Raw genomic sequence first — 13,613 nt, 5'->3', positions numbered from 1 at the left:
GAGGCTCCGTTGGTTGATGATTTATTGTGTATGGGTCTTGAAACCGCTGCGATGGTTATTCGATTTAGATATTAAAAATATCTGATTTAGTGACGGCTACCAAAAGTCTTTGTCCCCTTAGCGGAAGACACTGTCGTTGCTCCGTTTTGTGTACTGGTATTCACGGTTTTTCCGTTCACCGTAGTGGTGTTATTGCCAGCGTAACCGGTGCTGCTGTTATAGCTGGAGCTACCGCTACTGGTGCCACTATAACTTGTGCCGTTTGCCGTCGTTCCGGAGCCACTCGCGCTATAGATAGCGCTTTGCTGCCCGTTAGTCTGGATATTTGCCTGTCCGCTGGCTGTGCCGCCTCGTGCGCCATTAGCGGTGACTTGCCCGGCGGCTGATACACCGCCTTGACGGTTTGGCAGCACTACGCCGCTAGCACTGGCGGTACTGCCATGGCGTCCGGTAAATTCTGCTGCTGATGCGCTTGTGCCGATAGTCAGGCCAGTAATCAGTAGGCAAGTGCCAGTGAATAAAACCGCAACGCTAGAAATCCGAGCTGTTTTCATGATTGACTCCGGTGGTTAAGTTTGTTAACTGAGCCGAGTTAGTGAAGGCCTGTTAATAAATAAAAAAACAAATAAAAGAAGTGAAATAAGCAGACTTTATTCTAGGAGCAAGGCGGGTTTCAGTGTTTGACATCCAATGTCAAAATATGTCAACAGTGACACAAATCAAACTTATAGGAGGATAAGTCGCTATGCCAGATAGTGGCAGGGTCGTGCTTAGGTGCTGCTCAGGCGTTGATCGGGAAAATGTTATCTGTCTCCCTTATCAATTTTTGTAGGAAGCTTGTATGGTGCTATATTTATACTCCGGGTAGGTATTTTTAAGTTGTCCATGGATTATTTGATTAATAAGCCATTTCTTATAAAAATAATGGGGAGTATATTAATATTGGCCATACAAAATTATTTAAAAAGCAATCGTGAGCCTTTTGAACTATTTTATCGAACAGTGTTTATTCGAATGCAATCCTAAAAGTAAAAAATCGACTTAGCATCAACCTCCCCACTTGACTACCGCATGCCGTATGCGCTTTACTGCGTCATCGCATTGCCACCAATGCAGATTCTGATTTCATTCAATTGGGAAGCATCTATGGAAATGTTTGCACGTGCAGAGCCGACCAAAGTTTTAATGATTGATGATGATATTGAGTTATCGCAAATGACTAGCGAGCTGCTATTGCGCGAAGGGATGCAAACGCATTGCGCAGTGACGGCTGTACTCGGGATGGCGGCGCTGGCGACTTATCAACCGGATGTCTTGCTGTTAGATCTGATGTTGCCCGATGCGAATGGCTTAGACGTATGCCGTCGTCTGCGCGAGTCGGGGAATGAATTACCAATTCTGATGCTGACTGCCAGAGGCGATCCGATTGATCGTGTCTTGGGATTAGAACTGGGTGCCGATGATTATCTGGCTAAACCATTTGAGCCGCGGGAACTGGTCGCGCGCGTACGTGCACTCGCGCGCCGGGTCAGGGTCTTCACCAAGCGTACCCAATTGCAGTTTGATGGCCTGACTTTAGATTTAATGGCAAGGCGGGCAATTTACACTGATCCGACTGAGCGCGAGCCGCAAATTTTACAGCTGACGTCGAATGAATTTAAACTATTAGTCGCCTTGGCCAGCCAACCTGGCGTTACCGTGTCCCGCGATGCTTTGTCTGCAGCGGTGCAGCCCGGCAGCTACATGCCGCTGGACAGAGCGGTTGATGTACAAGTCGCTAGACTGCGCAAAAAGTTACGTAGCGCACCCAATGGACGTGAGTGGGTAGAGACCGTCAGAGGCGAAGGTTATGTCTTTACGGGCAGCGCCAGATGAGAGACAAAATCAACAGGTCGTCCGCAAACCAAAACTCTATGAATGAGGCTGTGGAGCCACCCATTAATCAGTCGACAATTCAGCCTGTAAATCTGGCGGAGACAATCAGTCCAGGCAAGAGCTTTGCCGGCAGATTTTATAAATTATTCAGTAAATGGTTTTACTCAAGGTTTGATTCTTTGTTTGACTCATTATTTGCACGGATCTTTTTACTCCAAGTCACTGTGGGCATTTTGTTGACGGGCATATTTGTTGTCCTGCTATTTAATGAGCAAGCTAATATTTTTGCCCATTCAACAGCCCCGTTATGGGCACAGGCGCTCAAGCCGGTACAACAAAATTTACGCGACGGTCAACCAGCAGGGCTGCCAAATACTAAAACCGTCACGGCAGACATTAGTTTAATCCCCGGCCCACCGCCATTTTCTGCCAGCCTAATGCCGCTGGTGCCGCGTTACCGTGCTCTGATTTCTGAGTTAAATGCGCAAGGTATTCCTGTGATGAGTCTGGCAGTCAGCGGTGAGACAGGTAAGACCACCACATGGCTAGAATTACAAACCAGCGCACAGCCAGTTTGGGTCGGTGTGCAAAGCGAGCTAGAAGGGCCAGACATCCGCCGCCGTGGTTTGATCGGCTTCCTCATTGTGGTCTTGGTATTTATCGCGGCCTCGGCCTGGTTAAGCCGACGTATTGCCAGGCCTTTATTAGATTTGCAGCGTAGCGTTAAGGCCTTTGCGGCTAGCGGCAAGCAACTCCATACGATTTCCTGCACACGGTCAGCAGATATAGAAAAAGCAGCAAAAGCAGCAAACACAGGGCCAGCAGAAGTGCGTCAGTTAGCCGCCCAATTTGCAGAGTTTGCAGCACAAAGAGCAGAGCAAGATGCCGCAAGAGATTTGATGTTAGCTGCGATCTCGCATGATTTACGCTCGCCGCTTGCCCGCATTCGTATGGCTGCAGAGCTGCTACCCGAGACTTCAGAAGTCAACAATAAACGCGACAGCATTGTGCGCAATGTTCAGATTGCCGATAAGTTGGTTGGTTCTTTTTTAGACCTTGCTCGTGCCGAGGCCGAACCGATGGAAGAACGGGTCGATTTATGCGCATTAACACAGCGTCTGCTGAGCGCCGGTGACTACGATCACGTCAGCTTAAGCGTCGAATCCAGTATCGAATCCAGCGCTGCGTTATGGATAGCGCCAGCCAGTAGTATCGCAATCGAGAGATTGCTAGCTAACTTATTGGATAACGCCACTAAATATGGCCAAGCGCCTGTCCTGGTGCGTTTATATTTGCAAGAAACCAAGGAGCAGATATTTGCCGTATTGGCAGTGCGCGACCACGGCGCAGGCATTGCTGCCGATCAGAGAGATTTGTTACGCAAGCCTTTTTCTCGCGGTGCGCAAGACCGGGGCTTGCCAGGAACCGGCTTGGGCTTAGCAATAGTAGAACGCACCATGCAAAGACACGGCGGCAACATGTTATTGCAAGATGCGGCACCGGGTTTGCAGGTGCTGCTGTTTTTCCCTCTGGCGTAAGGATTGACTACCATCCTGAATACAATCTCTTTGCCAATTTTGAGCAATGCCATGCAATGCTGCTAATATATGCGGCTTTCTGCATTTATCACCTGAGCTGAACTCAAGCTGAATATTGAGCCGAATACAATTACTTACCTTATAGAGGAAATCTAAAGATGTTCATCAAGTCCCGTGTTGATACCCGTATTTTGTTAGCTAGTGCTGCTTCTTTACTGATCCTGACTGCTTGTAATTCACAAGATGCATCCAAGGCTGCTGCTCCATCCAAAGCGGCTGCGACCGTCAATGGCACGCCGATTAGCCAAAGCATTGTCGATTTAATGGTCAAGCAACGTGCAGCCCAAGGCCAGCCCGACACGCCAGAATCACGCAAAGAGATCATTGATCATTTGGCGCTGCAATATCTCGTCTCGCAAGAAGCCGTAAAAAAAGGTCTGGATAAAACACCAGAAGTGATCGATCAGACTCAGTTGACCAAAGAATCGATTTTGGCTAATGCCTATGTTCAAGATTATTTGAAAACCAATGTCATCAGCGATGACATGCTCAAAGCAGAATACGAAAAAATCAAAGTCAAACTCGGTGGTAACGAGTATAAAGCGCGCCATATTTTGGTAGCGACAGAGGCCGAAGCGAAAGACATTATCGCTAAGCTGCAAAAAGATCCAAGCCAATTCGAAGCACTGGCTAAACAAAAAACACTGGATGCGGGTTCTAAAGCGAGTGGTGGTGATTTAGGCTGGTTTGACCCGGCACGTATGGTGCCAGAATTTGGCGCAGCGGTAGCTAAATTAGAAAAAGGCAAATTCACGTTAGAGCCAGTTAAATCACAATTCGGCTACCACGTAATTTTGTTAGAAGACTCTCGTGCAAAAGTCGTCCCATCATTAGATGAAGTTAAAGACGGATTGAAGCAACAAGTCCAGCAAGAAAGCTTGAAAAAATTGATCGACGATATCCGTACAAAAGCGAAAATCGAAATAGTGAATGCGCCAGTGACCGTAGCGCCGGCAAGTGCGCCAGCCGCTACAGCACCAGCCGCTGATGCTGTGAAGAAGTAATTCTCGATATTCAGGGAATAAAAAAGGAGCCTCGGCTCCTTTTTTATTGCATCAAAATAACCCGTATTACCATCCTGTCCAATCCGTCAGCCCCTCTTTTTGGTACAGCGCTTTCCAGCTTGGACGTGTACGCATTAAGTCAGCAAATTTATTCAGTGCAGGCCAGTCGAGTGCGGTACGTGGCATATTACGTGACCAGCGCATTAGCATAATCAATAGTAAGTCGGCAGCACTGATATCTGCGCCCAATAAATAAGGACCATTCATACTCAGATGCTGATCAAGTCTGTCCCAGACACTTTCAATTTTTCTTTGTAAAGCCACACGTACTTCAGGCGTATGTTCTGTCGTGTCTGTAGTCCCAAGGTCGGCAGGATAGAACCAGAAACGATAAGTTGCCGCCAGCGAATTACTCAAAAATACGATCCATTGATACAGTGCGTCTCGCTCAGGCGTACCGACTGCCGGTGCCAGATGTGACTCAGGATGGCGGTCCGCCAGCATCATAAGAATTGCGCTAGACTCCACCATCGCTTTACCGTCAATCATCAACGTCGGCACCACACCCTGCGGATTTAATTTCAAATAGCCAGCAGCGCGCTGACCACAGGAGGCGAAATCTACCAGGCGCAATTCAAAAGGTGCTCCTATTTCTAACAGTGCTTGATGGATTACCATACTGGCAGTGCCCGGGGAGTAGAAAAGTGTGTACATCACGGTTCCTTTAAAATAAAAAAATTGACGCATTTAATTGCTAAATGCTTAGCCTTGTCCTTGCAAAATATCAATCAGTTGATGCAATCCTTCAGTGAGCACTTTGACTGAGCCTTGCATATCCCAATCATCATCGCCAATCTGTGCAATGTTAGAGATTGCCCGCAGCTCTAAAAACTTTTGTTGCTCTTGCAGGCAGACATGGAAAAAAGCTGCACCTTCCATATTTTCTATATCAATATTTTGTACATCAACAAAGGGTGCTAATGCCGCATTCAGCGACATACTTTTTGCCAGCCGGAAAGGGGAATTTAAGGACAGATGTGGACAAGCCAAAGTATGGCGTCGCTCAAACTCCATCTCAATGGGCAAATGTGCCATGTGTACAAAACCGGTCTTAGTGAAGAACCCCAAATCACCTTCGACCTCTGTTTCTACCAATACCACATCATATTTTTTGAATGGCGCATGCGGATAAACCCCAGCGATCCCCGCGAGGATGATCAACTCCGGCTGATATTGCTGAATTGCCTTCATCGTCGCAAGCGCGGTCGCAGTCAGGCCTACGCCAGAAATCATCGTGGATACATCATCACGTTGAAACTGGCTTGCTTCTGTTTGGGTAGGGAAGAGGATAGTGATGTTCATGTTTAAATATCCAATGAGATGTCGGCTATAACTACTTTAAGGCTTATGCAAAATTATGCGGGTTTGTCGGCATTAAGGAATAGTTTTTTTCGATACAGCCGCAAACCAAATAGAAATAATTGTCCCAGTATTTTTTTCTGATGTTGCTATTAATCTTGTTGATGCTGTGGATTTAATTTGAATCTCCCCCTCCAGCGCAAATACACGTTCGCGCATACCGACTAGGCCTATGCCTGCAGTGACATCACCTTCAGAAAAACCTTTTCCATCGTCAGAAATTTGCAGATACACCTTATTTTCTTGCGCATTTAGTTGCAGTAAAACATGCGCCTCACTGGCTTCTGCATGTTTGATGATGTTGGATAAAGCTTCCTGAATAATCCGATACGCCGACATCGCTGTCGCGTTATCCAAATGAGAAAAATCACCCTTGGTTGTACAGCTAAACGTGCATGTCGTATGCGTGCTGTCGTAGCTGTTTACCATCTCAGTTACTGCACCCTCAAGTCCCAGCATATCTAACACTTCTGGTCGCAGTCTACGCACTAAGGAGCGGCCATTATTATATAAAGTACGTGCTATCTGGTTGATGGAGAGGGCATGTTGTCTGATCTCATCGGTTTGGACAGTCGCCGGTATTTGCGTCACTAGATCGGCGATTCTTTGTGATTGCAGTCGTGCTGCGATGAGGGCAGCATTTAATTCATCATGCACTTCCAGCGCGATACTTTTACGTTCTTCTTCAACAATGGTGTGGACTTTTTGGATTAGCTTGCGTTTCTCCGCGTTGGCTTTTAAGGCCTCGTTACGCGAATTTTCTAACTCGTGTGTACGTTGGGTGACTTTGCTTTCTAGCTCATAAGTTGACTGCTGCAAGCTAGTCGCCATTTCTTTAATGGATGCTTGCAGCTCGCCGATTTCGCCGCCATTTTTGACTTCCAGATCGACTGGATAGCGCCCCCTGCGAATGTCACGGCAGGCTTCAATAAAACTTTTAAATGATGTTGATAAGGTGCGCGATAAATGCACTGCCAGCAGGGCGCTGACCAGTAAGCCCAAGGCGGCTACGGCCAGTTCGAGACCGAACCGGCGTTGTTGTTTACCTTGTAAATCACTGGGTGACATGACGACATGGACATAGCCTGCAAGTTGTGCGCTGGCACCCGAGTGGTCGCTATTGCTGGGGCTATTCTGATTATTCTTTAACAGCGCGTTATCAATGCCGGAGATCACATTTACCCAGAGCAAGCGCTTTTCAATAGGCACATCAAAAGTGCGAAGCTCGGCTTGATTGTTATCGACAGGCTGACTGTTGAGCGTGCTACTGAGTTGGCTATTAAGTTGACTATTGAGTTGACTGTGGAGCAGGATTTTTTTGTTGGCATCTAAAATATCGATACTGACGATGCCGCGCTCTGACTCCACCAAACCGTCCAGCGATAAACGCAACTCCGACAGCTTGCCTGTTGCCAGTGCGTATTCACTACTCTCAGCCAGCACTTTGGCAACAATCTTTCCACGCTCTTCTATCTCTGCCGTTACCTCGTGCGAGTGCAGCCAGTAAGAATGCCAGACCAGCATGCAAAATAGATAGGTCACTGGCAACAAGGTAATCAACAATAATTGCTGGCGTATGCTCCAGTTCTTCCAACGATGAAATCGATTCTGGAATCCGGCAAGAAAGCTTAAAAAAAAGCTTAGCATTGCTTATGTCCAAAGTGAACTGACATTTGAACTAAACGCTGGCTTGGAATTGAATATGAGTTCATGTCTGAATTAAGCCATGCTTAAGCGCCAGCTTGGTCATCTCTGCCTGGCGTTGCACACCTAATTTTTCTTTAATAATCTGGCTAGTGTTGCTGACGGTTTTGGTAGAGATATCTAACTTTTCCGCGATCTCTGCATTAGTTAATCCCTCTGCCAGCAGGGTAAAAATATCCAGCGAGCGGCTGTCCAGCATCGATTGTGGCGAGACATCACCTCTGACCGATAGATTTGCCAACCGCTCCGCAATCGACGGCAAAAAATATAATTCGCCAGCATACGCTTTACGCACGGCTTGTGCTAAATCGGCAGGGTCGCAGTCTTTGGTGACAAAGGCCTTGCCACCCAAACGGTAGGCTTCTTTAATAAAGCTATCCTGATCAAACTGGCTTAAAAAAATAATCTGCGCTGAAGCGGTGTTTTGCAAAATCGTTTTTGCTACATCAAAGCCAGATAAGTGCTCGCCAAAACGAATATCCAATATCAGCACGTCGGGTTGCAAATCGCCAAATTGCTGTATCGCCTCTGCGGGTGTTTTTGCCTGAGCAACGACCTCAATACCCTGACCTTGCAGCGACATCGCAAATCCAGTCATGACGATAGGATGATCGTCGGCTAAGACAACACGGATGCTTGTAGCTTCTTGTTTCATAGCAGGTTCAATCATAGTTTATTCAATAAAAATTGCTAGATGAGAGAGTTAATTATTCTACCGCTTGGTATGTTAGCACGAGTCTAAAATCATCGGTATGAGCAAAATTGCATTGTAATCAGCGTATTAATAAGCCAAAAAGGGAGTTTTTAACTATTTTTGCTAAGGTATGTTCTAAATATTACTTGTTTATAGAATCAATATTTCTATTGTAGAGAAATAATTTCTTCCTAAAGTGGTTGATATTTCTTTGTTTGGTATATATATTTGCCGTGTTAGAGTAAATTTATTACTCTTTCATAGCAAATCTAAACAATAGAAGAGGCGCAATATGAACTTCACACTTGATGCAAACAAAAAACAGACGTCCATGTCCGGGTTAATCGTCGTTACTCTGCATGTGGCGATCGTCGCTGGCCTGGTATATGGCTTAAAGCCAGCAAGCCTAGTATTTTTCCCAACGCCGGATGTGGTGTATGTGGCGCCCGTAATAGAACCGCCCAAGCCTGTAGAACCTTTAATACCGCCAGTAATCCACCCTCAGACAACACAAATGCGGAATCCGGTGATCCCATTGATTACACCGCCAGACATCCATGTCCAGTCCGATGCACTCATCGTTGCAGAAAGAGTGGCTGACTATCCTCCAGCCGGTGCAATCAATCGCGGCAATACAGAGCAGGGCAGCGCCAATAGCTCTGACAGCATGCCAGCAGCAGTCACGGTCGCCGCGGTAGTGGACGCTAAATCTTGTGAAAAGCCAGAATATCCGCGCACCGCTTTACGTAACGAATACACCGGCACCGTCACGCTGGCATTGCTGGTTGGCTTGGATGGTAAGGTCGCGGATTCAAAAATTGAGAAATCCAGCGGACACAGAGAACTAGATCAGGCAGCCGTGGCGGGTCTGAGCTTATGCAAATTTAAACCAGCAAGCATCAACGGCCAGCCGCAAAAGACTTGGGCCAAGATGCAATATGTGTGGAGTCTGGATAGTTAATGAAGTTAATTAATGAAGTTAGTTAATTAGGTCTTGGTACAAGGCGTAATTATCTATTTTGATATTTGATTTAAATATACTGCCAACAGTATATTTAAGTTGTCCATAGAATCATTGGACAAGAAAGGGTATTTTAGATAAAAAGCAGGGAGTATATTGATAGTCCGTAAATTGTAACGATGTCATTTGGAGTAAATTTAACTGAATAAAGAAGAATCAGCTCGCTTATATTTCTCTGATCCATACTTAGTGACAGGACTTTGATACGATTATCAGGCGGAGAATTCTGCGTAAGTCTTGATAAATTAGTCGTGATAAATAAATCTCGACAATAAGTCTGGCAAAATAAAAAATGCCCTTGCAATATCACAAGGGCATTTTTTTATTGAGCAAACAGTTGATGTATTTCTTGAGTTACGCTCACTCTTTTTCAACTTCTTTTTAACCCAAGTTCACAGGCACAAATATCTTCGCGTCGCCTCGTTGTATCAGCAATGCCAACTGCTTATTTTCTTTAGCTACCAGTGACTGAAGTTGCGTTACTGATTTTACGTTGGCGCCGTTGACAGCAATAATCACATCACCAGCCTCGATCCCAGCCCGGGCGGCGGCACCGCCTACTTGCTCTACCACTAAACCAGATGGCAATCCTGCTTGCCGAATTTCATCGGATGTTAATGGGCGAACCGCAACACCTAGTCTGCCTTTATTTTGGTTTCTTGGGGATGCATCTTCGTTCATGGCGACATCTTTTGCGGTATCCAGCGTGGCTAATAGTTCGATCGCCTTACCAGCGCGCCACACTTGCAGCGTCGCTTTATCGCCGGGTTTGCCAATGCCAACCAGTGCCGGTAAATCACCGGATCGCTTAATGATCTGATCGTTATATTTAAGGATCACATCACCAGGCTCTAGTCCGGCTCTGGCCGCTGCACTATCGGGTGCAATATTGGCGACCAGGGCACCATCTGGTTGTTTCAATTTAAAAGACTCGGCCAGAGTTTGATTCAGCTCTTGTATCGTTACCCCTAGTCTGGCATGGACTACTTTGCCGCTCTTGACGATCTGGTTGCTGACGTTTAAAGCAACCTCAATCGGGATCGCAAATGAAACGCCTTGGTAGCCGCCGGTCTGGCTATAAATTTGTGAATTGATGCCAACCACATTGCCACTAGCATCAAACAAGGGACCGCCCGAATTGCCGGGATTGACTGCGACGTCGGTCTGGATAAATGGCACATAACCGTCGCCTGGCAATGAGCGACTTTTTGCGCTGACGATGCCAGCAGTCGCGCTTTGTTCAAAGCCGAAAGGGGAGCCGATGGCCAGAACATAGTCACCAACGCCAAGTTGTTTGGTATCGCCAAGGCTGACTACTGGCAAATTATTAGCATCGATTTTTAATACTGCGATATCGGTCGCTTTATCGCTGCCTAATACTTTGGCTTTGTATTCCCTACGATCACTTAATTTGACCGTGACTTCATCGGCGTCGTTGACGACATGCGCGTTGGTCAGAATTAAACCGTCTTTGCTTAAAATAAATCCTGAACCTTGTCCACGCACAGGGACGTCATGCGGTTGCATACGACCTTGACCGTTAAAACCTGGCATACCCTGCATACCGGGCAAACCCCGGAAGAACTGAGAGAACGGATCACTCGATGCGCCGTCCGAATCCTCCATACTGGTTTTATGCATCGCTTCGGTATTAATACCCACAACGGCGGAACCGTAACGCTCAACAATAGCGCGATAATTGGGCGCAGTGATGGGGCCGATAGGCGCGGTGGCGCTTGTGCCTGACGGCGTATTTTGCGCTGTGTTTGCCTGGGATGAAGACATTGCCGAACCGGCGATTGTTGTTGGCGTATCCGCTTGTGCCGCACCCGTTTTTTTATGAAACCAGTCAGATGCATTCCAGTTGAATGCGTTAGCGGTGCCAACAGATAAGACGCCAGCGGCGACCAGTGCGATGGTAATTTCTTTAGCTTTCATGTTTGCTCCTATTCAGCAGGTCTGTACAAATCAGTGCAAGGAAATTGCCCTAAAAATGTGGGGACATCTGCAGAATAAAAGAACAAACTTAAATTAGACTTAAGACGAAATAACCATCACTTTAGCTTGAACTAATTTGAACTAACTTGAAAAATGACGCTGACTTTCAGACCACCTAAAGCAGAACTAGTTAGCGTAATCCGGGCGCCGTATTGGTCTGCAATATTCTTCACAATCGACAATCCCAAGCCGCTACCCGTTTGTTGGCTTGGGTGATTGTTTAATCGATAAAACCGGCTGAAAACCCGCTCACGATCGGATGGTGCGATCCCGGGGCCGGAATCTTCTACCAATAATTCAACTTGCGGTCCGTGATCAATCACGCTGGTGTGTACTTGCCCGCCGTTCGGCGTGTAGCGGATGGCGTTGTCGATCAGGTTGCGGATCAGGATGCTTAAACGTGCGGCGTCAACAGGGATCAGCAATTGTTCTGGTGCCGCTAACTCAAGCTGTAATTCCCGCGATTGCGCAATCGGGAAAAGATCGGCAATTGTTTGTCGCGTCAGCTCTGGGATATTGGTCGATGGCGCGTTGGCTTGCAATTGGATTTGCGTGTCCGCCGGGTCGGTTTGTGCTGCAATCAATAGTTGTTCTATTAAATGGCTAGATCGATCTACCCCTTGGTTGAGTTGGTCCAAGGCTTGCTTTTTTGAGGCATCATCCGGCGCATTGCCCAATAATTGCAATTGCAGTTTAAGTGCCGTCAGTGGCGAGCGCAGCTCATGCGCTGCATCAGCCACAAATGCGCGCTGGCTGGAGAATGCTTGCTGCAACCTCGCCAGTAGTGAGTTGAGGGCCGTGATCAGCGGTACCACTTCGCTCGGTAAATCGGTCTCCGCTACTTGTTCCAGACTACGGGCATCGCGTTGTTCTACCTCCTTGGCGACTCGCTGCAAGGGTAATAAAGAATTGCCTACGGTCCACCAGATTAATAGCGCCATCAGCGGCACAAATGCCAGTAGCGGCGTAAGGCTGCGTAGCGCTGCTGTTGCGGCGAGGTCGGTGCGCAGTTCTAGGGGTTGTGCGACTTGAATAATCCTGTCTCTGGTAGCAACGCTAAATACCCGCCAGCGTTTTGGATAGGTGTTCAAACTTATATTGGGCGGCACATTCACGTCGGTAAAGCCCAATGTTGCGCGATCAAATAAAGGTGCGCCCGGTACCGATAAATACAGCATGCTGCCATTGCTATTCCAGATCTGTATTACGACGTCTAAAGCGTCCCCTTGCTGGTAATACGACGGGTCGGCAACAACGCCCTGGTCGCGTAACGATAAAGCAATCTGACGCAACTGGTAATCCAGCAAATCTTCATTTTCTTTTAGTGTGTGCCGATAAGTGATCAAACCTATTAGCATTGCTGTGAGTATGGCTGCAGCGATCAAAAAGACCGATAATTTTGCGCGTATTGAAGTAATTTTCATCGAGAAACTGTGCGTTGTTGTTACGTCGTAGGAGTTGATGTTGTAGTTGATGTCGGCTTAGGAATAAAGTAACCAACCCCGCGTACATTCTGAATAAAGCTGGTGCCGAGTTTGCGCCGTACCGAATGGATATACACTTCGACCGTATTACTTTCAACCTCCTCACCCCAGCCGTACATGCGCTCCTCTAACTGCGCACGAGACAAAATTGCACCCGGTCGCAGCAACAAAGCCTCGATCATTGCGTATTCACGGGCTGACAAAGGTACCGTCACATCATGACGTTTGACCTCGTGTGTCGCAGGATTAATTAGCACATCGCCGATCTGGATCGCAGGCTCAGTTTGCCCAGAGCTGCGCCGCAGGGCAGAACGCAGACGCGCTGCCAGTTCTTCAATCGCAAATGGTTTGATCACATAATCATCAGCACCAGCATCCAATCCCTTAATTCTGTCCTCTAATCCATCGCGGGCAGTGATAATGATGACCGGTATACTCACCTTGCGCAGGCGTAAGCTACGCACCACCTCAATTCCGTCTTTGCCTGGCAAGCCTAAATCCAGCAACACCAGGTCAAAATGCTCAGTTTGTAAAACAGAATCCGCCAAGCCACCGTCTCGCACCCAATCAACGACGTACTCAAGCTGACGCAAAGAGGTTCTGATGGCCTCGCCTATCATCTGATCATCTTCTACCAATAAAATCCGCATTTATTTCACTCCGCTGATAGGGGTAATAAGATTGATTTTAATATACTCCCTATTATTTTAAATAAATATGGGGCGGATTCAAGTACGAAGAGCAACATTGAATAAAAAGTCAAAGGGTCAGATGCGATAGCATTCTGCCTTTTGACCAGCCAGTCGAAAGTTGCCG

General features: G+C 47.1%; 12 protein-coding genes. 4 read left to right on the top strand and 8 right to left on the bottom strand.

Annotated elements, in window-relative coordinates; translation table 11 throughout:
* Positions 1-86: 86 nt before the first annotated feature.
* Entirely contained in the window at positions 87-554 is a 468-nt protein-coding gene (locus tag AAKU64_RS10370) for a hypothetical protein (protein WP_354362110.1), read from the bottom strand.
* A gap of 592 nt (positions 555-1,146) precedes the next feature.
* Here AAKU64_RS10370 and AAKU64_RS10365 point away from each other — a divergent pair.
* From AAKU64_RS10365 to AAKU64_RS10355, 3 genes are all read left to right on the top strand, one after another.
* On the top strand, positions 1,147-1,875 hold the full coding sequence (locus AAKU64_RS10365; RefSeq protein WP_354362109.1) for a response regulator transcription factor: 729 nt from the start codon (positions 1,147-1,149) through the stop codon (positions 1,873-1,875).
* Positions 1,876-2,099: 224 nt separating this feature from the next.
* Positions 2,100-3,413, top strand: coding sequence for an ATP-binding protein (locus tag AAKU64_RS10360; protein WP_354362108.1), 1,314 nt, complete (start codon positions 2,100-2,102; stop codon positions 3,411-3,413).
* Positions 3,414-3,571: 158 nt separating this feature from the next.
* Entirely contained in the window at positions 3,572-4,477 is a 906-nt protein-coding gene (locus tag AAKU64_RS10355; RefSeq protein ID WP_354362107.1) for a peptidylprolyl isomerase, read from the top strand.
* Positions 4,478-4,543: 66 nt separating this feature from the next.
* Here the strand turns inward: AAKU64_RS10355 and AAKU64_RS10350 are convergent, their stop codons facing one another.
* The 4 genes from AAKU64_RS10350 to AAKU64_RS10335 all read right to left on the bottom strand — a co-directional run bounded on the left by AAKU64_RS10350 (position 4,544) and on the right by AAKU64_RS10335 (position 8,270).
* Positions 4,544-5,191: a glutathione S-transferase family protein gene (locus AAKU64_RS10350; protein WP_354362106.1), complete on the bottom strand. Its 648-nt coding sequence runs from the start codon at positions 5,189-5,191 to the stop codon at positions 4,544-4,546.
* Between the two features lie 48 nt (positions 5,192-5,239).
* Entirely contained in the window at positions 5,240-5,839 is a 600-nt protein-coding gene (locus tag AAKU64_RS10345; protein ID WP_354362105.1) for a nucleoside phosphorylase-I family protein, read from the bottom strand.
* A gap of 72 nt (positions 5,840-5,911) precedes the next feature.
* On the bottom strand, positions 5,912-7,543 hold the full coding sequence (locus AAKU64_RS10340; RefSeq protein ID WP_354362104.1) for an ATP-binding protein: 1,632 nt from the start codon (positions 7,541-7,543) through the stop codon (positions 5,912-5,914).
* 61 nt (positions 7,544-7,604) lie between these two features.
* Positions 7,605-8,270 carry a response regulator transcription factor gene (locus tag AAKU64_RS10335; RefSeq protein ID WP_354362103.1) on the bottom strand — a complete coding sequence of 222 codons (666 nt, stop codon included), beginning with the start codon at positions 8,268-8,270 and terminating at the stop codon, positions 7,605-7,607.
* Between the two features lie 316 nt (positions 8,271-8,586).
* On the opposite strand from AAKU64_RS10335, the gene AAKU64_RS10330 reads away from it, so the two are divergent.
* Positions 8,587-9,255 (top strand): energy transducer TonB, encoded by a 669-nt coding sequence (locus AAKU64_RS10330; RefSeq protein WP_354328851.1) that lies wholly within the window; start codon positions 8,587-8,589, stop codon positions 9,253-9,255.
* A gap of 441 nt (positions 9,256-9,696) precedes the next feature.
* Here the strand turns inward: AAKU64_RS10330 and AAKU64_RS10325 are convergent, their stop codons facing one another.
* From AAKU64_RS10325 to AAKU64_RS10315, 3 genes are all read right to left on the bottom strand, one after another.
* A complete protein-coding gene (locus tag AAKU64_RS10325) occupies positions 9,697-11,253 on the bottom strand; it encodes a Do family serine endopeptidase (RefSeq protein ID WP_354362102.1) in 1,557 nt (518 codons plus the stop codon).
* 131 nt (positions 11,254-11,384) lie between these two features.
* Entirely contained in the window at positions 11,385-12,737 is a 1,353-nt protein-coding gene (locus AAKU64_RS10320; protein ID WP_354362101.1) for an ATP-binding protein, read from the bottom strand.
* Between the two features lie 20 nt (positions 12,738-12,757).
* Positions 12,758-13,447 (bottom strand): response regulator, encoded by a 690-nt coding sequence (locus AAKU64_RS10315; protein WP_354362100.1) that lies wholly within the window; start codon positions 13,445-13,447, stop codon positions 12,758-12,760.
* Positions 13,448-13,613 lie beyond the last annotated feature (166 nt).

The organism is Undibacterium sp. GrIS 1.8 (assembly GCF_040544445.1).
Taxonomy (GTDB): Bacteria; Pseudomonadota; Gammaproteobacteria; order Burkholderiales; family Burkholderiaceae_D; genus Undibacterium.
The sequence above is the reverse complement of the archived record's forward strand: the minus strand, read 5'-3'. Positions and strand labels throughout refer to the sequence as shown.

Excerpts from the sequence above, each read along its gene's own strand:
- AAKU64_RS10335 (WP_354362103.1), bottom strand. The coding sequence starts at position 8,270 with ATGATTGAACCTGCTATGAAACAAGAAGCTACAAGCATCCGTGTTGTC.
- AAKU64_RS10355 (WP_354362107.1), top strand. The coding sequence starts at position 3,572 with ATGTTCATCAAGTCCCGTGTTGATACCCGTATTTTGTTAGCTAGTGCT.
- AAKU64_RS10350 (WP_354362106.1), bottom strand. The coding sequence starts at position 5,191 with ATGTACACACTTTTCTACTCCCCGGGCACTGCCAGTATGGTAATCCAT.
- AAKU64_RS10315 (WP_354362100.1), bottom strand. The coding sequence starts at position 13,447 with ATGCGGATTTTATTGGTAGAAGATGATCAGATGATAGGCGAGGCCATC.
- AAKU64_RS10345 (WP_354362105.1), bottom strand. The coding sequence starts at position 5,839 with ATGAACATCACTATCCTCTTCCCTACCCAAACAGAAGCAAGCCAGTTT.
- AAKU64_RS10370 (WP_354362110.1), bottom strand. The coding sequence starts at position 554 with ATGAAAACAGCTCGGATTTCTAGCGTTGCGGTTTTATTCACTGGCACT.
- AAKU64_RS10365 (WP_354362109.1), top strand. The coding sequence starts at position 1,147 with ATGGAAATGTTTGCACGTGCAGAGCCGACCAAAGTTTTAATGATTGAT.
- AAKU64_RS10325 (WP_354362102.1), bottom strand. The coding sequence starts at position 11,253 with ATGAAAGCTAAAGAAATTACCATCGCACTGGTCGCCGCTGGCGTCTTA.
- AAKU64_RS10330 (WP_354328851.1), top strand. The coding sequence starts at position 8,587 with ATGAACTTCACACTTGATGCAAACAAAAAACAGACGTCCATGTCCGGG.
- AAKU64_RS10320 (WP_354362101.1), bottom strand. The coding sequence starts at position 12,737 with ATGAAAATTACTTCAATACGCGCAAAATTATCGGTCTTTTTGATCGCT.
- AAKU64_RS10340 (WP_354362104.1), bottom strand. The coding sequence starts at position 7,543 with ATGCTAAGCTTTTTTTTAAGCTTTCTTGCCGGATTCCAGAATCGATTT.